The sequence below is a fragment of the Kitasatospora sp. NPDC097643 genome (genome assembly GCF_040302625.1).
Lineage (GTDB): Bacteria > Actinomycetota > Actinomycetes > Streptomycetales > Streptomycetaceae > Kitasatospora.
Genome location: NZ_JBEOSA010000022.1, coordinates 35,326 through 58,652, shown reverse-complemented (window position 1 = coordinate 58,652; position 23,327 = coordinate 35,326). Strand labels below are relative to the sequence as shown.

Sequence of the window (23,327 nt, the reverse complement as noted above, 5' to 3'; positions counted from 1 at the left end):
AGGGATCGCCTGCCGGGGCGGCTCATGGCGAGCTCCGTGATGGTCGGATGGCAGGAAGACAACGGAGACTTGATGGCGACTACTCTGCGTGGCCGTGACGACGAGCAGGCCCGGCTGGATCTGCTGGTTCAACAGGTGGCGGCAGGGCAGGGCCGGGCGATGGTGCTCCGGGGTGAGCCCGGGATCGGGAAGTCCGCCATGCTCGACGTGGCCGAGGCCTTCTGCCGCAGGGCCGGGATCTCCGTGCTGCGAGGGCAGGCCAGTGAGATGGATCACTGGCTGCCGTTCGCCGCGCTGAGTGATTGCCTCGGTACGGACACAGCGGAGCGTCCGGGTCTTGCACGGATCCGGAGTCTGCTGCGAGGTGACGAGCGGGCAGGCGCGCTGGCCGGAGCCGCCGGCCAGGAGTTCTTGATTGCCGAGGCCATCCTCTCTTCGCTGGACGACTGGTGCTCGGCGGGGCCGGTCGCGCTGTTGGTGGACGACGTGCACTGGGCGGACACGGCGAGTCTGGCCGTCATCCACCGCCTCGTCAGGGCGCTGGATCAGCTGCCGCTTCTCGTGCTGCTGACCAGTCGTCCGGTTCCGGAACCCAGTCCAGGCAGTCGGCTCCTGGTGAGCCTGGAGGAGCAGAAGGTTCCGACCGTCACGCTCGGGCCCCTGGACGAGGACAAGGTTGCCGAGCTGGTCGCGGAGCTCACGGGCGCTTGCCCGGGGGACCGTCTCCGGGACCTGGTGGCGGGCGCGGCAGGCAATCCGCTCTACGTGATCGAGCTGATCTCGGCACTGTCCGGTACCGACCGCCTCGATGCCGGGGGTCCGATCGAGGAGGTCGACGGCGGGGACTCATTGGTGCCGGGCTCGCTCAACGCGGCCATCTTCCAGCGGCTCGGGTCCCTCAGCGCCGGCACCCGCGAGATGCTGAGAATCGTTGCACTGCTCGGCCGCGCCTTCAGCGCGGCAGAGATGACCGCTGTCCTCCAGCGCCCGGTGACCGAGTTGCTGGCACCGGTGGCGGAGGCGATCACGGCGGGCGTGTTGGAGGAACGCGGCGGTCTGCTGGCGTTCCGGCACGACCTGATCCGCCGAGCTGTCGTGCAGAGCTACTCACAAGCCGTCCGTACGGCTCTGCACCAGCAGATCGGTGTCGCACTGGCTGCGATGAACGCTCCCGTCGAGCGTGTCGCCGAGCACCTCCTGGAAGCGTCGCAGCTCAGCGAGAGGGACGTGGAGTGGCTGCGCGGCGCGCTGGATTCGCTTGTGGTCCGCGCGCCGCGACTCGCTGTTGAGCTGTTGCACCGTGCACAGGACTGCTCGCCGTCGGACGAACTGGACTTCGAGCTCGTCCGCGCCCTGCTGTGGGCCGGACGACTTCCCGAGGCAGAGCGGGCCGCTCAACTACTCCTCACCCGGCCGCTGGCCGTCGAACAGGAGGGAGTGGTGCGATGGTGGCTCGCCCAGGCGGTGCTACAGCAGGGGCGGGTGCCGGAAGCCGTGTCAGTCGCACGCAAGGCAGCGAGCCTCGCGGGCATTCCGCAGGCGCAGGCCGCCCGGTTCCACGCACTTGAGGCACAGGCGCTCCAGCTCGTGGTGCGGCTGGACGAGGCCGAGCGCGCTGCCGACCTCGCGGTGAGCGGCGGACGGCAGAGCGGTGACGCCTACACGACCGCGTACGGCCTCACCACGCACGCGGCCGTCCTCCTGGTCACCAGGCGCGTCGAAGAGGCCCTCGCCCTCATCGACGAGGCGTTCGTCGCGCTGGGCGGCCGTGAAATTCAGCCCGATGTCCAGATCGCCCCGCACCTGGCACGCGGATACTGCTTGGCCGACCTCGACCGGGTGGCCGAGGCGTACGAGGACTTCCGTGAAGGTGTGCGCCAGAGCGAAAGGGCCGGTGGCGCCTTCCTCACCTGGCATCAGTCGGCCATCGCCAGTCTCGAGTTCCTGCGCGGGAACTGGGACGATGCGCTGACTGCGGTCCAGACCGGTCTGGATGCACGGGATCCCCTCGATGTCGGGCCCGACCTTCGGGCGTGGGCGGCGATGATCAACATCCGCAGGGGTCAACGGACGGAGCACACGGAATTCGTCAGGACCGCGCCGCCGGACCTGCGGGCGTACTCGTACATGGAGTACCTCCACTGGTGGGCACGCGCCATGGCGCTGGATGCGGGCGGTGACTCGGAGGGCGCCTTCCGGCTGCTGGAGTCGTTCCTCTGGGAATCGGACCGGCTCACGAACGTGGCCATGCTCGACCAGCTCTTCCCGGACGCCGCGCGCCTGGCCTTCTGCTTGGGACGCGCGGACCGCCTCGCGGCGCTGGGAGCGTCCACGCGCGAGATCGCCGCCTTCCAGCCCAGCCCGAACAAGCGCGGGACCGCGGCTCTTTGCCGAGGGCTCGCCGAATCGGACCATTCGCTGCTGGCTGAGTCCGCCGACGCCTATCAAACCGCGGGGCGCCCGCTGTTCGTGGCGTTTGCTCAGGAGAACGAAGCTGTGCTTCGAGCCCGTGCGGGCCATCTGAGCCAAGCCGGCACCCTCCTGTCCCAAGCCGTGCGGACATATCTCACGCTCGGTGCCGACTGGGACGCCCGCAGGGCGGAGGACCGTCTTTCGCTCGAAGGGCTCAAGCTCGAAAGTCGAAGAGCGCCGACCAAGGCGGCGACCGGTTGGGACGCTCTGACAACGACGGAGCGACTCGTCCTGTCGATGGTCGCCGAAGGCTGTTCGAATCCACAAATAGCCGAGCGACTGTACGTTTCCCGCCGGACAGCGCAGACCCACGTGTCGCGTGTGATGGCCAAACTCGGCAAGTCCTCGCGCGCCGAACTCGCCGTGGCGGCAATGTTGCGAACGGAGGCGTGAGGCAATCGAGCACCGGGAAAATCCGCGCGTGATCGTTCGCCGAGAGGCACATCACGTTGAACCTTTTGCCGGAACTGCTCGTAAGGCCTCCCGTGAGCTCGCTGAACCAGTGGGTCGATTTGTGACCAGGGACCGGCAGAGCGCCGAAAACGTATTCCAGCTGCTCCAGCGGCTGCTCGACGAGAACACGATCCGATGACCACCATGCACGAGCCCCTGACCGTCCGCGGGTTCGCCCGCCGTACCACCCCGGCACACGAGGACGCCGGCGAACTTCTGCTACTCGCCCTGCGCACCGGCGAACTGCTGCTGGCCGGCGGCGCGCCGGCGGCCGACGTCGTGGCGACGACGACCGCGATGGCGGCAGCCCTGGGACTGCACGGCTGCGCGGCGGACGTCACCGCCGGCTCCCTCACGCTGTCCTACCGCAGCGGGCCGCGAGCGCTACCCCTGACCGAGATCCGGGTTGTGCGCACCGCTGCCCTTGACTACTCGCGCATCGATGCCGTCCACCACCTCGTCGAACTGGTCGGGCGGGGCGCCCTGGACGTCCACGGCGCGCGGTCCCGCCTGGCGCAGATCGAGGCTGCCCGACCGGCCCACCCCGCCTGGCAGGTCACCTTGGCCTGGGCGGCCCTGGGCGGCTTCTTCACCGTGATGCTGGGCGGTGGGCCGACGGCGTTCGCCGCCGCCGCCGTAGTGGCCGCCTTCATCGATCGCGCCAACCAGCACCTCTCGCACCGCGGCATACCCGGCTTCCATCAGGTGGTCCTGGGGGGAGCCGTGGCCACCGCCACCGCGACGGCGCTCTTCCTCACCGACGCGACCACCCAGGCACCGCTCGTCGTCGCGGGCGGAATCGCGATGCTGCTGCCGGGTCTGGCTTTCGTCAGCGGAGTGCAGGACGCCATAGCCGGCTATCTGGTCACCGCCGCGGCACGCGCCCTGGAAGTGGCGATGACCGTCGCCGCGATCGTCGCTGGAGTGGGAGCGGTCCTCTACACGGCGGTGCGCTCCGGGCTGCGGGCCCCACAGGTCCAGCCGGGCGACTTCGCCCTGCACGGCTGGGCCGCGCTCCTCCTGGAGATCCCGGCCGCGATGATGGTCTGCGTCTGCCTGGCCTTCTGCCTCCAGGCGACCCGGTGGAACCTGCTCACCGCCGGCCTGGCCGGTGCCCTGGCCTGGACCGTCTACCTGGTGCTCTGGCAGGAGTGCCGCTTCCCGCCGCCACTGGCCGCGGCGGTCGCGGCCACCCTCGTCGGCCTCGGCACCCAGGCCCTCGCACACCGCACCGATACCCCGGCACTGCTGCTCACCGTCGCGGGCATCGCACCGCTCGCCCCCGGTTACACCATCTACCAGGGCATGCTCTGCCTCAGCCACGGTCAACTCGCCCCCGGCCTGCTGACCATCGGCCAAGCCGCGGCCATCGGCCTGGCCATCGCGGGTGGCCTCACACTCGGTTACACCACCGCCGACCAGCTCGCCCCCAGGCCCACACACCGGCACTCGTGAACACCCACAAGCCGTGATCCGAGTGGAAGTGTCAATCCCCTGGTTTCGTAGAGACCTTCCTATGCAGCCGGGCGCTCGTGTAGGCGGCTGGCTCGTGCCTCGCTGATGATCCGTTCGAACTCCGTCGGGGGTAGTCCACTCGCCGCGCTGTGCCTGCGGCGTGTGTTGTAGAAGTCGGTGATCCAGGTTGCGATCTTCAGTCGGGCCTCGGCCCTGGTGGCGAAGTGGTGCCGGTGGATGTACTCGACCTTGATCAGCGAGTTGAACGACTCAGCGGCGGCGTTGTCCAGTGCGGACCCCACACGCCCCATGGACTGCACCACGCCCAGCCGGTCGCACAGGTTGTTGTACGCCTCGCTGGTGTACTCGCTGCCGCGATCGCCGTGGAAGATCACGCCGTCCACTGCCCCGCCGCGCGTCGCGGCGGCCATCTGCAACGACGCCGCCACCAGGGCGGCGTCGTGGCGGGCGCCCATCGCGTAGCCGAGCAGACGGCGTGAGAAGAGATCGATGACGGTGGCGAGGTAGAGCTTGCCCTCGCCGGTCTCGATCTCGGTCATATCGCCGACCCACAACACGTTGGGTGCGACCGCGTCGAAGATGCGCCGCACCAGGTCAGGAGCGGCTCTGCGCTTGCCCTGTCGGGTCAGCGAGCGGCGCCGGCGCAGCGGCTTGCGGCCCTGCAGCCCCAGCGCGGCCATGATCTCGGCGACGGTGTTCACCGACACGTGCCAGCCCTCGGCCCACAGGTCCAGCGTGATCCGCGGCGAGCCGTAGGTGTCGCCCGAACGGTGGAAGAAGTACGTGATCCTCTCCTCCAGTCTCGCCCGTCGCACCTCCCGGTTCGTCGGCGCGGCCGGACGCCGCCGCCACTTGTAGAACCACGCCTGGGACACGCCGAGCGCCCGGCAGGTGACGGTGTGCGGGATTCCGTACTCGGTCCTCTGGTCGCTGATCACCCCGACCAGCTCCGCCGGGTCCGCCACAGCTACTTCACCCACAGGACCATGCAGCGTTTGAGAACATCACGCTCCATCGCCAACTCTTTGTTGTCCCGCTTCAGTTGAGCGTTCTCCCGGCGCAGTCGCGCCAGTTCCTCGCCCTCCCCGGCCCCGCGGCCGCCGGCTTGCCGGGCCCGCGAGACCCAGGTCGCCAGCGTCGTCTCGTTGATCCCCAGATCCCTCGCCACCTCGGCCAGCGTCTTGCCGGTCTCGGCGACGATCCGCACAGCCCCCTCACGGAACTCCGCGTCGAACTTCCGCCTCTTGTCCGCCATGACTCCCAACTTCCCCTGCAGCCACGGTCTCTACGCTACGAGGGGAAGGTCACAACCCCCCAGAGAACGCGCCGGCTACTGGAGTCGCTCGGGTTCATCGAGGCCGGCCGACTGACGGAGCACGGCGCCCCACAGGTCCTCTACACCGCATTCGCTCACCCCGACGGCTCCCGGCGGTAGCGGAGGCGCCGGTAGGGCGGTGACCTGGGCACTCGGCAGGGCGGCCTTGGTCCGGTAGATTCTGCGGGCAGCTGATCGGCACACGAAGCGGCCGCACGCCGCGCGTTCGACACGGGGGCAGTGGGTGCGGAGCGGACAGGCGCGGGACCGGCGCCGGGAGGCACTGCTGGAGTGCTGGCGAGCGATCGAGCTGTTCAGCCCCCCGGGCATCCCGTCGCTGCCGCGCCGACGCCAAACCACGCGCTTCGGGCCCGCGGATGACTACGTCCTCGATGTGACCCCGCAACCGGGCCGAGCGCTTCCGATGCTGCCATGGGATCCGGACCACCCGACCACCGCGAAGCGCCGGGCCCCGTACGGGAAGATGTGGCGCCACGAGGTCTACGGCGGGGTCTTCGACCTGGAGATGCTACGCCAGGCGATGATCGCGGTGCTGCCCGAGGGGACCGATCCCGATCCCGGGGTCCCGCAGTCGGAGCTGGTGCTCTCGGGGCAGAGCGCAATGTTCGCGCTAGTCCTGGACGACGAGGGTCGGCCGATCGAGGACACGTCGGTCATCTCCGCGTGCGCGTGGGCCACGGGCCGGCTGTTCGATCCCGGGCCCACCGCCACGGGGTGGCTGGACGGCTTCGAGGAGCTGAACGAGGCCTTCGGCACCGCGATCGACGAGCTGACCGCGACCACCATCCCCTACAGTCCGGGCCCCGGACCGGTGCCCGATCAGCCGCCGCACCTGTCCGTGCCGGCGGATCCTGCGGCAACGCCGAGGGCGCCCGGGTGGCAGCAGCTGCTGGCCGAGATCCTGGGCGGTGCGGCCGTGGGCGCGGTCGGGGCGCTGTTCGGCGAGGTCGCTGGCGCCGCGCTGCAGGGCGCCGCGGAGCCGCTCATGCGGCGCGCCGCCGACTGGGCGGCTGCCCGCCGTCCCACCCCGGTGCACACGGAGGACGGCGGCCAGGCCGACACCGCACACCTTCCCATCGCGGAGCCTGCGGCACCGGCGGAGGCTCCGCGATGGGAGGGTGACGGTCCTCGAGCGGTGAGCCTTGCCGACCTGGTGGCATTGACCGCGCAGATCGCGGATCTGTGCGGGGTGGAGGCGCGTCTGCAGCCACGGGTGATCCGCGTGCGCAGCCGGTTGGTGCACCGTCCTCGTGATCCGCGGACGAAGGTCGCCGCCGCAGCGCCGTTCCTGAACAGCCTTCTTCCGCCGGATCTGGCCCGGGTGCGCGCTGAGGCCCGGAAGGGGCTCGGGCCCGTGCTGGACGCCTACCTGACCGAGCGGGACTCGGCGGACATCGGCGCACGCACCGATGTCCGGCAGAAGCGCGAGGTGGTCCTGGCCGGGGTGGCCCCTGCTCTGGTGCCCGCCGGGCGGTGGCCCTCGTCGGCAAAGTTCCCGCTCGCGTTGAGCCAGCAGTTCGCTGTCGACCGCATGCTCGCCGCCCGCGACGGCAGCGAGGGCGGGATGTTCTCGGTGAACGGCCCGCCGGGCACGGGCAAGACCACGATGCTGCGCGACCTGGTGGCCGCCCTGGTGGTCGAGCGAGCGGCGGTCATGGCCACGTTCGACCGGCCTGGGCAGGCGTTCACCGGCCGCGCGTGGCAGGGGCTGGACCGGCAAGGCAAGCATCGGCGATATGTCGCCCGGCTCGACCCGCGGTTGACCGGGTTCGAGATCGTGGCCACCTCCTCCAACAACGGCGCCGTGGAGAACATCACCGCCGAACTGCCGGGCCTGGACGCGCTCGGCGAGCACTGGCGGGGCGGCCCGGACCACTTCTCCGAGCTCGCCTCCGCGCTCCTCGGTGGCGCGCCAGCGTGGGGCCTGGTCGCGGCCGTGCTCGGCAACAAGACCAACCGCAAGGAGTTCAGCGAGCGGTTCTGGTGGGGCCGCCTCCCAAAGGAGGAGGACGACGCCCGCACCGCCGCCGGGCTGCCACCGTTGCGCGGCATGAAGGCGATCCTCAGCGACTGGACCCCGCCGAACACCCCTCCCCGCGGGCGTCACCATGCCGGCACCGTCCCAACACCGGCCCCGGCTCAGCCCGTACCGTCGTGGCACGAGGCCGTCGCCGCGTTCCGCGCGGCCGAAGCCGAGGTCGAGCGCCTGCGCGCGCACCGCGTCCGGCTGGCCGTCGCGCTCGAGGCCGTCGAGTCCCCGCAGGCCGGGTGGCGGATCGCGGATCTAGAGGCCGCGGTGGAGCAGGCTGACGAGCGGGTGGTCGCGTGCGTGGCCCGCCTGGAGGCGGCCAACGCTGCCGTCGCCGACGCCCACGGCGCCTCAGTGGCGGCCGAGGCCTTTCACCGTACGGCCGGCGAGCGTGTGCCCAGAGCACGTCAGGAGCTGGCGGCCGCCCGCGCGCAGCTGTCCGGCGCACGGGAGCGGGCCGCGCACCACCGCGAGTACGTGGACGCGCTGACCGTCCGCCACGACGCGCCGCCGGCCGTCGATCGCGGTCTGCGCGGCGGTCTGCGCCGGCTGCTGCAGAGCACCGCCGACCGGCAGGCCGCCGAGCAGCATCGCGAACGCACCCAGGCCGAGATCCTGCACCTGCTCGTCCAGCAGCGGCGCGCCCTCGACGATGCCGTGGAGCAGGTTGCCGACGCCGTCCGCGCCGAGGCCCTGGCCGTCGACCTCCACACCGACGCCGACGCCGCTGTCACCGAAACGGCCAGCGCGCTCGCGACCGCCCGGGCCGGAGTGCAGGCCGCTCTCGATCGGGAGAACGCGGCGGCTGGCGATCTCTCGGGTGCCCGCACCGCCGCCACGGCGGCGCGGCGCGAGTTGGACGCCGCCGTCGCCGATCTCGACGCCCGCCACCGCCGGCTACGGGAGGCCACCAGGACGCTTCCCTCGCTGCCGCTCGGCTGGCTCCACCTCGATGAGCGCGACCAGGAACTCGGCTCGCCGTGGTCCGACGAGGCCTGGTCGACCGCCCGCAGCGACCTATTCCTGCGCGCCCTCGACCTGCACCGCGCCCTCGTCTCCGGGGCCGCCAAGAAGGTTCACGGCAACCTGCAGGTCCTCATGGAGCTGATGACGAACACCAACGGGCCGATCCCCGACGAGGAGGTCGAACGCGCCTGGCAGACCCTCTTCCTCCTCGTCCCGGTCGTCTCCACCACCTTCTCCTCCGTGGGCAGCATGTTCGCCCGCCTCGGGCAGGGCACCATCGGCTGGGTCCTCGTCGACGAAGCCGGCCAGGCCACCCCGCAGGCCGCCATCGGCGCCCTGTGGCGGGCCCGCCGCGCAGTCCTCGTCGGCGACCCCCTCCAGCTCGAACCCGTCGTCACCATGCCCACCACCCTCCAGCGCCGACTGCTGCGCGCTTACAACGTCGACGAGCAGTGGCTTCCCTCGGCCACCTCCGCCCAGGCCGTCGCCGACCAGACCAACCGCTACGGCACCTACCTACCCGCCCCTCACGGCGACGACGACCACGTCTGGGTCGGCTCGCCCCTGCGCGTCCACCGCCGCTGCGAAGAACCGATGTTCACCATCAGCAACGACGTCGCCTACGGCGGTCTCATGGTTTACGGCACCCCGCCCAAGCACTTCCCCGACGAGGAACGCGACGGCCTGCTGCCCAGCCGCTGGCTCAACACCGACGACCCCACCCGCGCGCCCGACGCCCCGTGGGGTGAGCGCGACCGCCGTGCCTTCATGTTCGTCCTCAACCGCCTCGACCAGCACGGCATCGGAATCGAGCAGCTGCGGATCATCGCCCCCTTCCGCGCCCTCGTCGCCGAGTGCAAGAAAATCTGCGGCGACCGCCCCGGCTGGACCTTCGAAGTCCTCGACGAACGCTGCGCCACCGTCCACCGGGCCCAGGGCAAGGAGGCCGACGTCGTCATCCTTGTCCTCGGCGGCGGCCGGCCCGGCGCCCGCGACTGGGCCGCCCGCACCCCGCACCTGCTCAACGTCGCCGCCAGCCGCGCCAAACGCCGTCTGTACGTCATCGGAGAACGGAGCCTGTGGGCACCGCTCCCCCACTTCGACGTCCTCGCCGCCGAGGTCGAGGTGTTCGACCACGTCCGCGACCGCGATGCGTGGCGCCCGGGTGAGGAGCCGCCGGCTGCCGAGGATGGTTAGGCCGAGAGATCCGCGGCGCGGTTCTCCCCCGTCGGCTGTCCTGGCAGCTGGATCACGAGGCCCTCCGGGTCGCCTCCGAAGAACGCGCGGTACTTGTCCACCGTGCCGATCGTGTTCCCTGCCCCGGGAACCACTCCCCACCCCTGGCCACGTGCAGCGCGGGCAACAGGTCCTCGGGGGTCATCCCGAGCCTTGGGTAAGTGAGGACCGAACCTCCGCGCAGCCACCTCAGCCACGCGGTCGTGGTCGTGGTCGTGGTCGCCGGCCGATTCTCCAACCCGCACCGGATCGGCGATGGTCACTGCGCGCAGATGATCCGGGGCCCCAGCCAGACCCCTGACCCGACCTGCGAAAGCGTCCAGGAGGCACCGCCGGGCGCCTCCGACGGGAGGTCACGAAATCGGCTGACGCCTTGGCAGATTCGAGGAGGGTCGTTCAACTCCCCTAAAACATGGCCAGATTGCGCCATCAGGAGTCGGAGAATCGTTGGTCACGATTCAGCATCGGTCACCGTGGGTAGTCAATTCCCGAGCCGGAGACGCCCGTCGAGAGGCCCCCCGGTCCCCGAATGTGACCGCTCTGGGGCCACTTGGTCCCCAAGTGGTCCCCAACAGCATGCGAACAACTGTTTGTTGAATCTGATACGGCGTCATGCAAAAGGCCGCTGACCTGGGATTTCTCCCGGCCAACGGCCTTTCCGACTCACGTCGGGACGACAGGATTTGAACCTGCGACCCCTTGACCCCCAGTCAAGTGCGCTACCAAGCTGCGCCACGTCCCGTGGTCTCGGTGCCGGGCAGCGGGGCCTGGGGGGCTCTGCTGTTCGGCTTCTCGACCTTGTCTCCGGTTGTCCCGGCGACGTGGAAAACAATACAGCACGTGGAGGGGTGCTCGCTGCCGGGTTTCGAGGTGGGGCGGGTCAGGGGGTGGGGTGGCGGGCGTCGTAGGTGAGGAAGGCGGGGCGGCGGGCGGCGAGGAGGAGGACGGCGGCAACGCAGGCGAGGCCGCCGGTGATCACGGAGGTGGCGGGGCTGGTGAGGGAGGCGACGGCGCCGGACTCGAAGTCGCCGAGGCGGGGGCCGCCCGCGACGACGACGATGAAGATGCCCTGGAGGCGGCCGCGCATCTCGTCGGGGGCGGCGACCTGCATCATCGTGTTGCGGAAGATCATGCTGACGGTGTCGGCGCAGCCGGCGACGGCGAGCAGGAGGAGGCCGAGCCAGAGGTTGTGGACCAGTCCGAAGACGGCGATGGCGAGGCCCCAGGCGGCGACGGCGATGAGGACGGCAACGCCCTGGCGGTGGATGCGGCCGACCCAGCCGGAGAAGAGGGCGCCGACGAGGGCGCCGACGGCGGGGGCGGAGACCAGCAGGCCGACGGTGCGGGCGTCGCCGGCGTAGAGGGTGACCGCGAGGGCCGGGAAGAGGGCGCGCGGCAGGCCGAAGATCATCGCGGCGAGGTCGGCCAGGAAGCTGGTGCGCAGGTTGGGCTGCTCGCGCAGGAAGCGGAGGCCGTCGAGGACGGAGGCGCGGCCCTTGCGTTCGCCGAGCGGGCGCATGGCGGGCAGGCGCCACATCGCGTAGAGGGTGCCGGCGAAGGCGACGGTGTCGACCAGGTAGGCGGCCTGGGCCCCGTACGCGCCGATGAGGACGCCGCCGAGCATCGGGCCGATGGTGAGGCCGAGGTTCATGCTGACGGTGTTCAGGGCGTTCGCCGCCGGGAGCTGGTGGCCGGGGACCAGGCGCGGGATCATCGCGGAACGGGCGGGCGAGCTCAGGGCGAAGAAGCCGGCCTGGAGGGCGACTGCGGCGTAGAGGACGGCGACCAGGCCGAGGTCGGTCAGGGCCTGTGCGGCGAGGACGGCGGAGACGGCGGCCAGACCGGCCGAGCCGATGAGGCCGAGCTTGCGCCGGTCGGCGGTGTCGGCGATCGCGCCGCCGTAGAGGCCGAAGGCGATGAGCGGGAAGAGCGAGAAGAGGCCGACCAGGCCGGTGGCGAAGGCGGACCCGGTCAGGTCGTAGACCTGGACGGAGACGGCGACGGCCGTCATCTGCTGGCCTATGGAGGACACCGCCTGGCCGAGCCAGACTCGCCGGTAGTCGGGGTGGTCGCGCAGCGGGCTGAGGTCGGCGAAGGCCCGTCGATACCAGCGTCCGGCGGCAGCGGGATCGGAGACGACGGGAGCGGCAGCGGGCATGGCGGCAGGGGCGGCGGAGGGCGGGGCGTCCGCCTGGGAAGGATGATCGGTCGACACGCCTCCCATGCTCCGCCCCGCCGCCCGCACCGCCCGCACCGGGGCCGGGCCGAGACCGGACCGCCGCCGTCCTACCTGGTCAGGACCTGCTTCTCCCCTGCCTCCACCGCGAAGTCGAGCCGGTTGCCCGGCGGCGGGAACGGGCAGATGAAGTGGTCCGCGAAGGCGCACGGCGGCAGGTAGGCCCGGTTGAAGTCGAGGACGGTACGGCCGTCCGGGTCCGGCGCGGGCAGGGTGATGAAGCGGAAGCGATAGGTGTCGATGCCGCTGGTCGCGTCCGCGATGACGCCGCTGAGGCGGTTGCCGGAGCCGCTGACGGTCAGCGTGCGGTGCTCGCCGGCGACGGTGAACTCGATCCGGCCGTTGACGGCCAGCGGGCGCTCCTTGCCGTCGGCGTTCGGGACGAGGACGGAGCGGGTGTCGTCCTCGAACGGGGTGAAGACCGCGGGGACGGCCCACTCGGGCGAGTAGGGGTAGGCGGAGATGCCCGCGAACGAGGCCCGACGGGGCGCCGCCGGGTCGAAGACCCGCAGGGCGAGCTCGCCCTCCCGCTCGATCGGGACGAGCAGCAGCTCGCCCAGGGTGGCCGTGTCGGCCGCCGGGTCGGTGTCCGGACGGAGCAGCACCTCCCCGTCGACCGAGCCCGAGGTACCCGAGCCGGCGGCGCCCGAGCCCGAGGCACCCGAGCCGGCGGCACCCGAGCCCAAGACGCCCGAACCCGAGCCCGCAGGGGAGCCGGCGACCGTGAGGCCGTCGGCCGCCGCCGCGCGGACCCGGACACCCTCGGCGTCGGCCCACCAGCGCCCGGGCAGGCCGGGGATCTCGACGGGCTCCGCCCCCAGCCAGTGCGTGCCGGTGAGTGCGAGCTGGCCGTGCATCGCGCTCACCGACGCAGCCCGGTTGTCACTCCAGTGCTTCCAGTCCTCAGCGGCTGTCGCCGTCATCGGTCCACCCTCCCACTCCGGTCCGTGGACGGCCTCGATCCTGGCCGTCCATCTCGGTCAACCACCACAACACCGCCCACCGGGACGGCTCATTCCCACCTGTCGCCAACTGCAACGGGACGGCAACGCGCGGACGCGAGCGGCAACACGCGGACGCCGCACGCAATACCCGGACGCCACCGCACGCAACACGCTGCAACCCGCCGCACACCGCTCAGCCCTTCAGCGGCCGGAACAGCCCCTCCTGCACGACGGACACCACCAGCTGCCCGTTCCGGTCGAATATCTGCCCGCGCGCGAGGCCGCGCGCACCGTGGGCTATCGGGGACTCCTGCTGGTACAGCAGCCAGTCGTCCGCACGGAACGGGCGGTGGAACCACATCGCGTGGTCGAGCGAAGCCATGTCGAAGTGCCGGGTGCCCCAGAGCGGCTCGACGGGCGCGCGGACGGCGTCCAGCAGCGTCATGTCGCTCGCGTAGGTGAGGGCGCAGACGTGGATCAGCGGGTTGTCGGGCAGCGACCCGTTGGTGCGCAGCCAGACACCGCTGCGCGCCTCGACGCCGGCCAGCTCCTCCTTGGTCCAGCGCAGCCGGTCGACGTAGCGGATGTCGAAGGGCTGGCGGCGGCTGATGAACGGGGGCAGTTCGCCGAGCCGGGAGCCGACCTCCTCCAGTGCGCTGGGCAGCTCTTCGGGGGCGGGGACGTCCGGCATCGGGTACTGGTGCTCGATGCCGCCCTCCTCGGAGAGGTGGAAGTCGGCGGTGAGGGCGAAGATCGACCGGCCGCCCTGGATGGCGAGCACCCGGCGGGTGGTGAACGAACGGCCGTCCCGGATCCGGTCGACCTGGTAGACGATCGGCACGCCGGGCACCCCGGGGCGCAGGAAGTAGGCGTGCAGCGAGTGGACCGGGCGGTCGCCGTCGACCGTGCGCCCCGCCGCGACCAGCGCCTGACCGGCGACCTGACCGCCGAAGGTCCGCTGCAGCGCCTCCTCGGGGCTACGCCCGCGGAAGATGTTCAGTTCGATCTGCTCCAGGTCGAGCAGATCGACAAGGTCGTCGACGGGGGTACCCATGCGTGCACTTCCTCTCCGGGCCCACGGCCCGGGCGGAGGTCTTCCGTCCGGCTGCCGGCGCCCGTCCTATCGAATTCTCCAGCCCACTCGAATTCTCCAGCGACCCGGGTAATTCCCGCTCACCGGGCCCGCGGCGCCGATTCACCCGAACGAGAGCTCGAGCCGGCGCCCCGACCGCTCCCCTCGGGCGGACGCGCACCGCGCCCCTACCCCACCACCAGCCCCGACTGCCGCACCGTGATGTTGAGCCGCCCGACCAGCCCCAGCGCCGGAGCCGCCGTCCCGGGCAGCGTCCGAACCACCCCGTGGTACGCGAACCGGGCCGGGCCGCCGAACACCAGCAGGTCTCCGCTGCGCAGCGACAGGTCTGTCCACGGGCGGGTCCGGGTCTCGGTGTTCCCGAGCCGGAAGACGCAGTCGTCGCCGAGCGAGAGCGAGACCACGGGGGCGTCCGTCCGCTCGTCGCGGTCCTGGTGGAGGCCCATCTTCGCGCCGTGCGGGTAGTGGTTGACGATCGCGATGTCGGGCTCGTACCCGGCGGCGCCCGCGATCTGCCCGACGCCCGTCCCGTACGCGTCCGCGACGGCGCGGCGGGCGAGCCGGCCGAGCTCGGGCGGGAACGGTTTGACGGGCGCGCCGTCCTCGGCGACCCGCGCGTAGCCGTACGGGTACCAGTGCCAGCCGAGGCTGACCATCCGGACGGACATCACCCCGCCGGTGGGCATCCGCACGGTGTGCAGGCCGGCCGGCGGGCGGGCCCACGCGCGGCAGGCGGCGATCAGGCGCAGCTGGGCGTCGAGGTCCAGCCAGCCGGGGAGCAGGACGGCGCCGGGAGCGGGCTCGGAGCGCTCGCGGTCGGCGGACGCTTCCGAGGGGTCGCCGAACAGCTCGCCCTGGATCACGCCACCATCCTCCCGCACCACCTGCGCGCGGCCCAGCCGGTCCCGGTAGAGAGCCGGAGACGCCCCGTACCCGAACACCCCGGACACCTACCCGCCCGCCCCCGCAGTCGGCGAACCGCCCCCGTCCGTGGGCGGCCCGTCGACGATCAGCCCCAGCTCGCGCGCACAGCCCGGCCAGGCCTCCCAGCCCTGCCGCCGCAGGATCTCCTCGGCGACGGTGGTCTGCTCGCGCCGGCTCGCGTGGTCCGGCCGGTCGGCGAAGCGCAGGCCGCCGGCCTCCTCCCAGGTGGGTACCCAGATCTGCAGACCGCCGTAGTAGCCGTTGCCGGTGTCGGCCTGCCAGTCGCCGCCGCTCTCGCACTCGGCGAGTTCGTCCCACACGAGGTCCGCGACCCGGACGGCCGCACCGGCCCGCCCACCCGACAGCAGCGGCGGCAGCAGCACGAACAGGAACACGAACAAGAGCAGGGACAGGAGCAGGAGTCGGAACCGGAACAACAGGGCCGCCACCGGCCCCCGCCGGTCAGATGAACGCCCGTCACACGAATGCGGCACAGCGCCCGACCCTAGGCACGCCCCTCCCTCGCCCTCCCCGACACGCCGGACACGCCGACGGCCGCTCCCCCGCACAGCGGAGAAGCGGCCGTGAGCTGTCCGGGCCTCGAAGACCGGAACCCCGATCTCGGGCCCGGACTCAGTCCCGCAAGCAAGCCCGAAAGCAAGCCCAGAGTCAGGCTCAGACTCAGACGGTCAGCGTCTGGCCCGGGAAGATCAGGTCGGGGTTGCCACCGACGACCTTGGCGTTGTTCTTGTACAGCTCGTGCCAGTCCAGGCCCTTCGCGGCGGCGATCGAGCTCAGGGTGTCACCGGACTTGACGGTGTAGCTGTCGCCCTTGGCCGGCTTGGCGTCGTTCGACGCGGTCCAGGACTGGGCGCCCTTGGCGGCGTCGTTCTTCGGCGCGGCGGCCTTGGGGGCCACGTCGGCCTTCGGCGCGGCGGCGGCCTTGGGGGTGGCGGCCTTCGCGGCCGGGGCCGGGGTCTGCGCCGGCTTGGCGGCCGGAGCAGCCGGCTTGGCGGCGGTCGAACCGGCGGTCGAACCGGCGGTCGCACCAGCGGTGGTGTCGACGGCGGCCGGGGCGCCGCCCTTGGTCAGGCCGGCCTTGACGGAGCAGACGGGCCAGGCGCCCGGGCCCTGCGAGGCGAGGACCTTCTCGGCGACGGCGATCTGCTGCGCCTTGGTGGCCAGGTTGGCCTGCGAGGCGTAGGCGGTGCCACCGTAGGCGGCCCAGGTGCTGGAGGTGAACTGCAGCCCACCGTAGAAACCGTTGCCGGTGTTGATGGCCCAGTTGCCACCGCTCTCGCACTGGGCGACGGCGTCCCAGGTGGCGACGGAGGCGGCGGAGGCCGAGGTGGCCGTGACGAGGCCGGCCACCGGCAGGGCCGCGACAGCGGCGCCCGCCACGACAGCCATCCGGACGCGGTTGCGCTTGGTGGCGGTGGAGGTGGTGGCAGCGGCGGTCTCGTGACGGAAGGTCATGGGGTTCCTCTCGACAGCCCCGGGCGGGCATGCGGAACCAGGCCCTGGAGAGGGCCGCGATCGCTTGCCGCGTCCATCGGGCGGCCGTGCACGTGTCGGACGTGCCCCTGCCGCCCCGGCCACCCAGCCACTCGCCGGCGACCTGTTCGAGCGATCGCGTCGGCGGGCACGTGCCGCGCCCGGCGGGAGCCGGGGGGCTGTGCGTCGGGGGTGAACCCGGGTGGCGCTCGTTGCGCCGCCAATGAAGCTACGAGCCGGTCGGCTCGGAAACCAAAACTCCACCGGTCTGCCCAGCTCAGCCAAGGGTTACCGGCGGTAAGACCCTCACAATCCTGCCCGGAATGTCCGTTTTAACCCTCGATTCCTAGATCAAACATCGCAGTCCCGTGACCCACCTCACGGTTTCATTCCGGCAGACGCACCACCGACATCGACACATTGCGACCACGAGAACACGTGCCGCGGTCGGATCCGGGGCAATTCCCGTCAGCCTCGGCGAGCACCCGTGACGCCTGACACAGGGGTCCGTTGGTCATGGCGCCCTCTCCGTATCCACCCCCGCAACCCCAGCCAACCGACCCGAGGAGACCCTGTGCCGCGCATGCTCGACGTCAGCGACGACGTCCGGTCCGAGATCGGCGACGACGAGGCCGACCGCCTCCTCGGCGGCGACCGCGCACCCGACAGCTACGAGTGCACCTCCTGCCGGACGCCCGGCGACACGCACGCGGAGCGCACCAGCACGGTGCTGTTCGTCGGCGAGGAGACCGCGGTACTCGCCTTCGCGCACGCCCGCTGCATCCCGTCCCAGGTGGTGCCGGTGTCCGAGGAGCAGCTGGCCGGCGCGGTCCGCAGCATCAGCCAGGCCCAGACCACCGGCCCCGCGCTCGCCACCCCCGCCGCCGCACTCAGCACCAGCCCGCTCGCCACCAGCCCGCTCGCCACCAGCCCGCTCGCCGCCGGCCCGCTCGGCATCGGGACGGACCCCCTCACCGACTCCCCGCTCACCGACTCCCCGCTCACCGCGTCCCCGCTCGGGACCGGCCCGGCGAGCCCCGCCGCCCAGCCGAGCGCCCCGGGCCAGGCCGCCATCCTCGGCATCACCTGCGGACTGGTGCTGCACGGCAAGGTCGGCCACGCCTCCCTCGTCGTCGAGCCGACCGGCCCGGTCGGACGACCCGGCAGCACCTCCGGCGAGGACGAGTTCCTCGACCTGCTCCAGGACGCCGGCTTCCAGCCCGTCGCCGACCTCAACGACACCCCGGACCAACTGCCCGGCTGGTCCGTCCTGGTGGCAATGGGCAAGCTGCACGCGATCCTCCAGCCCGCGGCGGCCGGCGGCAGCACCGGCTGGTGGCAGGCGCACCAGCCGCTCCAGGTCACCGACGCCTGGCGGATGGCCGCGAGCCAGCTCTCCGAGGTGACGATGTACGCCGTGCCGGCCGGCACGGTGGGCCGCCAGCCGCGCGAGGACCTGCTCCGCCAGGCGCTGGAACGGGCCGTGGCCCTGGGCCAGGTGGTCGCGGCCTCCCTCCCGCTCGCCGGCACCTGAGCCCCGCCGACGCGCCGGTCACACCGACCGCGCGGGTCGTACCGGGCCATACGGGTCATACCGTTCACACCCGTCACACCCGTCACACCGGCGCACGACACCCGGAAGGTGGCCTCCCCGGCCTCCCCCTCTCGGCATAGGCCACCTTCCGGCCGGACCCCCGCACCCCGCATCCCCCCGCCCCCTCACTCGTTGGCCCTCGTGTGTACAGCTACGACGTCTCCGCATCCCCCGGCCGGTCCGCCACCGCCCCCCGCTCGATCCCGGGCATGCGCCCGTCGTACGACGCCGAGCACCCGCACTCGACGACGCCGATCTACGACGAGCTGTACTCCGAGTACCGTCGGCTGTTCCGCGCCCTGCCGGGCGACCGCTCCGGCGAGGAGAACATGAAGTTCACCGGCTTCGCGGTCCGCGACGGCTACCCGCTGCTGGGCGAGCCCCGCCCGTACCCGCCGTCCCCGCAGCAGTCGTTCCACACCTACGCGGGCCAGGCGGCCGGCATCCCGCAGTTCGTACCGGTCCAGCAGGGCGGCCCGACCGCGACCCACGGCACCGCCCACAGCACCGCCACCGCCGCCCACCCGCCGAGCCACACCACCGGCCACCTCGGCGCCCAGCCCCACCTGCACGCCCCCTCCCACACCCACACGCCGGCGCACACCCCAACCCACGCCCAGACCCACCCCCACCCGCACGAGCACACCCACCGCCACCCCGAACCCGCCAACCCCACCAGCGACGGCTTCGGTCAGGCCCCCGCCCAGCACGGCTCCACCCCCGCCCCCCACTTCGCCAACGGCCAGGGCTGGGTGGCCGCCGGCTACCTCGGCCCGCTCCCGCCCGCGACCCCGACGGCCTCGCACTCGATGCCCGCACCACCCCCGGCCCCCTCGCCGATGATGGGCACCGCCACCGGGGTCGCCACCGCCCCCGCGCCCGCCACCGGCGGCCGCCACCGCCAGATGCTCTCGCTCCCCCCGGGCCGCAACGGCAACCACCACTGACATCCGCAGCGACCCAGCTGCTGCCACCCCGCCCCGGCCGCCCCGGGCACGCGCGAGGGCCCCGTCACCACCGTGACGGGGCCCTCGCGCTCACCCACCCCCACGCCCACCGAAGCGGCGTCGGCGCGGGCGTGGACTACTTCTTCTTCCGCTTCTCCCGAACACGCACCGAGATCGAGATCGGCGTCCCGACGAAGCCGAACTCCTCCCGCAGCCGACGCTCGATGAAGCGCCGGTACCCGGCCTCCAGGAAGCCCGAGGCGAACAGCACGAACCGCGGCGGACGGGTGCCCGCCTGGGTGCCGAAGAGGATGCGCGGCTGCTTGCCACCACGGATCGGGTGCGGGTGGGCGGCCACCAGCTCGCCCAGGAAGGCGTTCAGCCGGGCGGTCGGGATGCGGGTCTCCCAGCCCTCCAGCGCGGTCTCGATCGCCGGGACCAGCTTCTCCATGTGCCGGCCGGTCTTCGCCGAGACGTTGACCCGCGGGGCCCACTGCACCTGGACGAGGTCGCGCTCGATCTCGCGCTCCAGGTAGTACCGGCGCTCCTCGTCCAGCTGGTCCCACTTGTTGTAGGCGATGACGACGGCGCGCCCGGCCTCGACGGCCATCGAGATGATCCGGGTGTCCTGCTCGGCGAGGGTCTCGCTGGCGTCGATCAGGACGACCGCGACCTCGGCCTTCTCCAGCGCCGAGGAGGTGCGCAGCGAGGCGTAGAAGTCGGCACCGGCGGTCAGGTGGACCCGGCGGCGGATACCAGCGGTGTCGACGAACTTCCAGGTCTTGCCGCCGAGTTCGATCATCTCGTCGACCGGGTCACGGGTGGTGCCGGCCAGCTCGTTGACGACCACCCGCTCCTCGCCGGCGACCTTGTTCAGCAGGCTGGACTTGCCGACGTTCGGCCGGCCGATCAGCGCGACCCGGCGCGGGCCGCCGGGGGCGACGTCGCCGAAGGTCAGCGGCGGGGCCTCGGGCAGCGCCTTCATCACGGCGTCGAGCAGGTCGCCGGAGCCGCGGCCGTGCAGACCGGAGACGGGGTACGGCTCACCGAGGCCCAGCGACCACAGGTACGCGGCCTCGGCCTCGGTGGACGGGCCGTCGACCTTGTTGGCGCACAGCACGGTGGGCTTGCCCGCCCGCCGGATGATCTTGATCAGGGCCTCGTCGGTGTCGGTCGCGCCGACGGTGGCGTCGACGACGAACAGGACCGCGTCGGCCTGCTCGATGCCCAGCTCGGCCTGCGCGGCGACCATGGCGTCGATGCCGAGGACGTCGATCTCCCAGCCGCCGGTGTCGACGACCTTGAAGCGGCGGCCGTTCCAGCTGGCCTCGTAGGTGACCCGGTCGCGGGTCACGCCCGGCTTGTCCTCGACGACGGCCTCGCGGCGGCCGATGATGCGGTTCACCAGGGTCGACTTGCCGACGTTCGGCCGGCCGACGACGGCCAGCACGGGCAGCCGGACGTGCTCGACGCCGTCGAGGCCGTCCACGTCATCGAGGTCGAAGCCCTCTTCGGCGGCGAGCGCCATGAACTCGGCGTACTCGGCGGCGTCCAGCTCACCGTGGCCGGTGGCGGAGTGCTCTGCGGTCATGTTCGTCTGTTCCGTTTCCCGGCCCGGCCCTTCCCAGGGGCGTGCCGTGCGTACCTGCCCCGCTCGGGGCAGCGCGATGGTTTTCTCCGCGGCGCCTCGTCGGCGCCGTCGTTCAGTCGTTCAGTCGTTCAGGCGTTCAGGCGTTCAGGCGTTCAGGCCTTCAGGTGCCCAGTCGGTGGTCAGACCGACGACAGTCCGGCCCGCTCCTCCACCAGGGCGACGATCCGCTCGATCACCTGCTCCAGGGTGAGGTCGCTGGTGTCCACCAGGACCGCGTCCGCGGCCTGGGTCAGCGGGGCCGTCTTCCGGGAGGAGTCGGCGGCGTCCCGGCGGGCGAGGTCGGCGGCCATCTCGGTGATGGTCGCCTCGTCGACGCCCTTCGCCCGCAGCTCGGCCGCCCGTCGCTCGGCTCGGGCCGCCTCGGAAGCGGTCAGGAAGACCTTGACGGTGGCGTTCGGGAACACCACCGTCCCCATGTCCCGGCCCTCGGCGACGATGCCGCGCTCGGCGACCTCGGCGCAGCCGCGCTGGAGCTCGACCAGCCGGGCCCGCACCGCCGGCACCGCGGACACGGCACTGACCTGCGCCGTCACCTCGGGGCCGCGGATCGGGCCGGAGACGTCCTGGCCGTCCACCGTGATGGTGGGGCCGTCGGCGTCGGTGCCCGACACGATCACCGGCTTGCCGCAGGCGATGGTCACCGCCTCCGGGTCGGTCACGTCGACGTCGTTGGTCAGCATCCACCAGGTCATCGCCCGGTACATGGCGCCGGTGTCCAGGAAGCTCAGGCCCAGCCGGGCGGCCACCGCCCGCGAGACGGTCGACTTGCCGGAGCCGGAGGGTCCGTCGATGGCGACGACGACCGGGGCGTGCGCTCGGTCGGCAGTGTCCACGGGGGCGAACCTCTCTCTGAGCATGGGAGCCGGAGCCTGGAGCAGGCATGCGGCCGGGGATTGTCTCCCTCAAGGTTAATGGACCGCCGCCGGACCCCGATCCGCCCTGATCATCGCTGCGGCCACCACGGGGTCACCACGAGGTCACCGCGCTGCCCACACGGGGTCACCGCGACGTCCACACGGGGTCGCCGCGAGGGTCACCAGTTCCACATCTTCGGCAGGACGCTCGCCAGGTCCGTCCCGAGCGCATTCCCCCGGGAGACCACACCGGTCCGCGGATCCAGCAGCCCGAAGTACCAGTTCTCGTCCCCCTCGAGCCGGAACAGGGAGCCCATCACGAACCGGATGAGGGCGACCGCCCGGCCTGGCTCCGTACCGGTCCGCAGGTCCTCCACCACGATCCCGTCCGTACCGAGCAGCACGGCGCTCTCCACACCGCTGACCTCGCGCACCCGCTCGACGGTCCACCCCTCCGGCAGCTGGACCGCGGCCAGCCGCGCCTGCTCGGCGGCCGGGTCGGGAGCCGCCCGCAGGATCCGCAGCACGGCGTTCCCGAGCCGGGGCCGGACGAACCCGCCGTCCCGCTCGATGCCGAGCACCCCGCCGACGAAGGCCATGTCGAAGGTGTCGCCCAGCCGCTGCCACCGGAACGGAACCTTCGACACGTGCGACGGGAAGGCGTTCTCCGTGAACCGCGCGTGCGACTCCCGCCAACCGAACGCGGTCCGCGGCTTCGGCCCCGCGACTGTCTGGGTGTGGGCGAAGAAGGCGGTGATCCAGCCGGACACATAGGGCCCGCCGGACTCGGAGTCCCACTTGTACAGCGAGCGCCAGAACATCTCGTCCACCGGCCCGCCCGCCGCCGTCGCCGCGATCTCGTCCAGCACCGGCCGCAGCTCGGCGAACCACGGCGCCAGCGCCTCGAACCGCCCCGCGAGCCCGCCGACCCGCTCCGCCAGCAGCGCCCAGTCCTGCGCCGTGCCCTCCAGTCGGATCCTCGGGATGCCGCACAGCGTGGTCCACCGGAAGTCGTAGTACGGGCTGACCACGTCCATCAGCGCCACCAGCACCGTGGAGACGTCATCCGGCGTCGTGGTCGAGAACGTCGGCTGGAACAGCTCCACCAGCTCCGCCCCGACGGCCTCCGCCAGCGGTTCCCGCACCAACCGGATCGACCGCGACCAGTCCGGCTCCGGGCCCGCCAGGCTGTCGTCCGGGACCGTGATCCGCCCACCGCCACCGGGGGCGAACAGCCCCTCGTACCGCTGCGCGTCCAGCCGGACGTGCACCGCCACCTCGTGCACCACCGCGTACCAGAGCACGTCCGGCGACAGGCTCAGCGGCAGGTGGGCGCAGAACGCCTGGTGGACGGCGCGCAGCAGCAGGCTCCAGGTCGGCTCCGGCTCACCGTCCGGCCGCTCCCCCTCCCCCGGCGCCGCGAGCAGCGTCGTCGTGCTGCGGTGCTGCACGGTGAACTCCCCGCCGACCACCGCCGCCAGGAAGGCCTCGTTCCCGAGGACCTCCAACTCGCCGACGTCGCCCGGCTCTTCACCGTCGCCGAGCGGTATGTCGATGATCATCCTTCGCCCCCTCCCCTGGCAGTCCCGGCCCGGTTCAATCCCTCAGTCCCGGCCCGGTTC

General features: G+C 72.0%; 16 protein-coding genes and 1 tRNA gene. 5 read left to right on the top strand and 12 right to left on the bottom strand.

Annotated features, from left to right (window positions below; translation table 11 throughout):
• Positions 1 to 24 precede the first annotated feature (24 nt).
• Entirely contained in the window at positions 25 to 2,865 is a 2,841-nt protein-coding gene (locus ABTY15_RS16620) for an ATP-binding protein (RefSeq protein WP_350588662.1), read from the top strand.
• A 204-nt stretch (positions 2,866 to 3,069) separates the two neighbouring features.
• Positions 3,070 to 4,380 (top strand): threonine/serine exporter family protein, encoded by a 1,311-nt coding sequence (locus ABTY15_RS16615; protein WP_350588661.1) that lies wholly within the window; start codon positions 3,070 to 3,072, stop codon positions 4,378 to 4,380.
• 59 nt (positions 4,381 to 4,439) lie between these two features.
• On the opposite strand, the gene ABTY15_RS16610 is transcribed toward ABTY15_RS16615, so the two are convergent.
• Entirely contained in the window at positions 4,440 to 5,381 is a 942-nt protein-coding gene (locus ABTY15_RS16610; RefSeq protein ID WP_350588660.1) for an IS3 family transposase, read from the bottom strand.
• Positions 5,369 to 5,656, bottom strand: coding sequence for a transposase (locus ABTY15_RS16605; RefSeq protein ID WP_350588659.1), 288 nt, complete (start codon positions 5,654 to 5,656; stop codon positions 5,369 to 5,371). Before ABTY15_RS16605 ends, ABTY15_RS16610 begins: the two co-directional genes overlap by 13 nt.
• A 484-nt stretch (positions 5,657 to 6,140) precedes the next feature.
• On the opposite strand from ABTY15_RS16605, the gene ABTY15_RS16600 reads away from it, so the two are divergent.
• Entirely contained in the window at positions 6,141 to 9,929 is a 3,789-nt protein-coding gene (locus ABTY15_RS16600) for a DEAD/DEAH box helicase (protein WP_350588658.1), read from the top strand.
• Positions 9,930 to 10,636: 707 nt separating this feature from the next.
• Here ABTY15_RS16600 and ABTY15_RS16595 read toward each other — a convergent pair.
• From ABTY15_RS16595 to ABTY15_RS16565, 7 genes are all read right to left on the bottom strand, one after another.
• Positions 10,637 to 10,710: transfer RNA gene (locus ABTY15_RS16595), tRNA-Pro, on the bottom strand.
• 138 nt (positions 10,711 to 10,848) lie between these two features.
• Positions 10,849 to 12,126 (bottom strand): MFS transporter, encoded by a 1,278-nt coding sequence (locus tag ABTY15_RS16590; RefSeq protein WP_350588739.1) that lies wholly within the window; start codon positions 12,124 to 12,126, stop codon positions 10,849 to 10,851.
• A 128-nt stretch (positions 12,127 to 12,254) separates the two neighbouring features.
• A complete protein-coding gene (locus tag ABTY15_RS16585) occupies positions 12,255 to 13,127 on the bottom strand; it encodes a DUF1684 domain-containing protein (protein ID WP_350588321.1) in 873 nt (290 codons plus the stop codon).
• 214 nt (positions 13,128 to 13,341) lie between these two features.
• On the bottom strand, positions 13,342 to 14,202 hold the full coding sequence (locus ABTY15_RS16580) for an acyl-CoA thioesterase (protein ID WP_350588176.1): 861 nt from the start codon (positions 14,200 to 14,202) through the stop codon (positions 13,342 to 13,344).
• Between the two features lie 206 nt (positions 14,203 to 14,408).
• Positions 14,409 to 15,101, bottom strand: coding sequence for an alpha-ketoglutarate-dependent dioxygenase AlkB family protein (locus ABTY15_RS16575; protein WP_502893522.1), 693 nt, complete (start codon positions 15,099 to 15,101; stop codon positions 14,409 to 14,411).
• Positions 15,102 to 15,191: 90 nt separating this feature from the next.
• Positions 15,192 to 15,560: a transglycosylase family protein gene (locus ABTY15_RS16570; RefSeq protein ID WP_350587759.1), complete on the bottom strand. Its 369-nt coding sequence runs from the start codon at positions 15,558 to 15,560 to the stop codon at positions 15,192 to 15,194.
• A gap of 286 nt (positions 15,561 to 15,846) precedes the next feature.
• Positions 15,847 to 16,641 carry a transglycosylase family protein gene (locus tag ABTY15_RS16565; protein ID WP_350587724.1) on the bottom strand — a complete coding sequence of 265 codons (795 nt, stop codon included), beginning with the start codon at positions 16,639 to 16,641 and terminating at the stop codon, positions 15,847 to 15,849.
• A gap of 592 nt (positions 16,642 to 17,233) precedes the next feature.
• Here ABTY15_RS16565 and ABTY15_RS16560 point away from each other — a divergent pair.
• Complete coding sequence (locus tag ABTY15_RS16560; protein WP_350587719.1) at positions 17,234 to 18,193, top strand: DUF8842 C-terminal domain-containing protein; 960 nt, start codon at positions 17,234 to 17,236, stop codon at positions 18,191 to 18,193.
• A 269-nt stretch (positions 18,194 to 18,462) separates the two neighbouring features.
• Positions 18,463 to 19,200 carry a hypothetical protein gene (locus tag ABTY15_RS16555; RefSeq protein WP_350588743.1) on the top strand — a complete coding sequence of 246 codons (738 nt, stop codon included), beginning with the start codon at positions 18,463 to 18,465 and terminating at the stop codon, positions 19,198 to 19,200.
• 136 nt (positions 19,201 to 19,336) lie between these two features.
• Here the strand turns inward: ABTY15_RS16555 and der are convergent, their stop codons facing one another.
• From der to ABTY15_RS16540, 3 genes are all read right to left on the bottom strand, one after another.
• Entirely contained in the window at positions 19,337 to 20,791 is a 1,455-nt protein-coding gene (der, locus tag ABTY15_RS16550; protein WP_350587718.1) for a ribosome biogenesis GTPase Der, read from the bottom strand.
• A 179-nt stretch (positions 20,792 to 20,970) separates the two neighbouring features.
• Complete coding sequence (gene cmk / locus ABTY15_RS16545; RefSeq protein WP_502893518.1) at positions 20,971 to 21,708, bottom strand: (d)CMP kinase; 738 nt, start codon at positions 21,706 to 21,708, stop codon at positions 20,971 to 20,973.
• Positions 21,709 to 21,884: 176 nt separating this feature from the next.
• Positions 21,885 to 23,267 carry a DUF4419 domain-containing protein gene (locus ABTY15_RS16540; RefSeq protein ID WP_350587707.1) on the bottom strand — a complete coding sequence of 461 codons (1,383 nt, stop codon included), beginning with the start codon at positions 23,265 to 23,267 and terminating at the stop codon, positions 21,885 to 21,887.
• Between the last annotated feature and the right edge of the window lie 60 nt (positions 23,268 to 23,327).

Excerpts from the sequence above, each read along its gene's own strand:
- ABTY15_RS16620 (WP_350588662.1), top strand. The coding sequence starts at position 25 with ATGGCGAGCTCCGTGATGGTCGGATGGCAGGAAGACAACGGAGACTTG.
- cmk (WP_502893518.1), bottom strand. The coding sequence starts at position 21,708 with ATGCTCAGAGAGAGGTTCGCCCCCGTGGACACTGCCGACCGAGCGCAC.
- ABTY15_RS16615 (WP_350588661.1), top strand. The coding sequence starts at position 3,070 with ATGCACGAGCCCCTGACCGTCCGCGGGTTCGCCCGCCGTACCACCCCG.
- ABTY15_RS16605 (WP_350588659.1), bottom strand. The coding sequence starts at position 5,656 with ATGGCGGACAAGAGGCGGAAGTTCGACGCGGAGTTCCGTGAGGGGGCT.
- ABTY15_RS16585 (WP_350588321.1), bottom strand. The coding sequence starts at position 13,127 with ATGACGGCGACAGCCGCTGAGGACTGGAAGCACTGGAGTGACAACCGG.
- der (WP_350587718.1), bottom strand. The coding sequence starts at position 20,791 with ATGACCGCAGAGCACTCCGCCACCGGCCACGGTGAGCTGGACGCCGCC.
- ABTY15_RS16540 (WP_350587707.1), bottom strand. The coding sequence starts at position 23,267 with ATGATCATCGACATACCGCTCGGCGACGGTGAAGAGCCGGGCGACGTC.
- ABTY15_RS16555 (WP_350588743.1), top strand. The coding sequence starts at position 18,463 with ATGCGCCCGTCGTACGACGCCGAGCACCCGCACTCGACGACGCCGATC.
- ABTY15_RS16565 (WP_350587724.1), bottom strand. The coding sequence starts at position 16,641 with ATGACCTTCCGTCACGAGACCGCCGCTGCCACCACCTCCACCGCCACC.
- ABTY15_RS16590 (WP_350588739.1), bottom strand. The coding sequence starts at position 12,126 with ATGCCCGCTGCCGCTCCCGTCGTCTCCGATCCCGCTGCCGCCGGACGC.
- ABTY15_RS16600 (WP_350588658.1), top strand. The coding sequence starts at position 6,141 with ATGCTGCCATGGGATCCGGACCACCCGACCACCGCGAAGCGCCGGGCC.
- ABTY15_RS16580 (WP_350588176.1), bottom strand. The coding sequence starts at position 14,202 with ATGGGTACCCCCGTCGACGACCTTGTCGATCTGCTCGACCTGGAGCAG.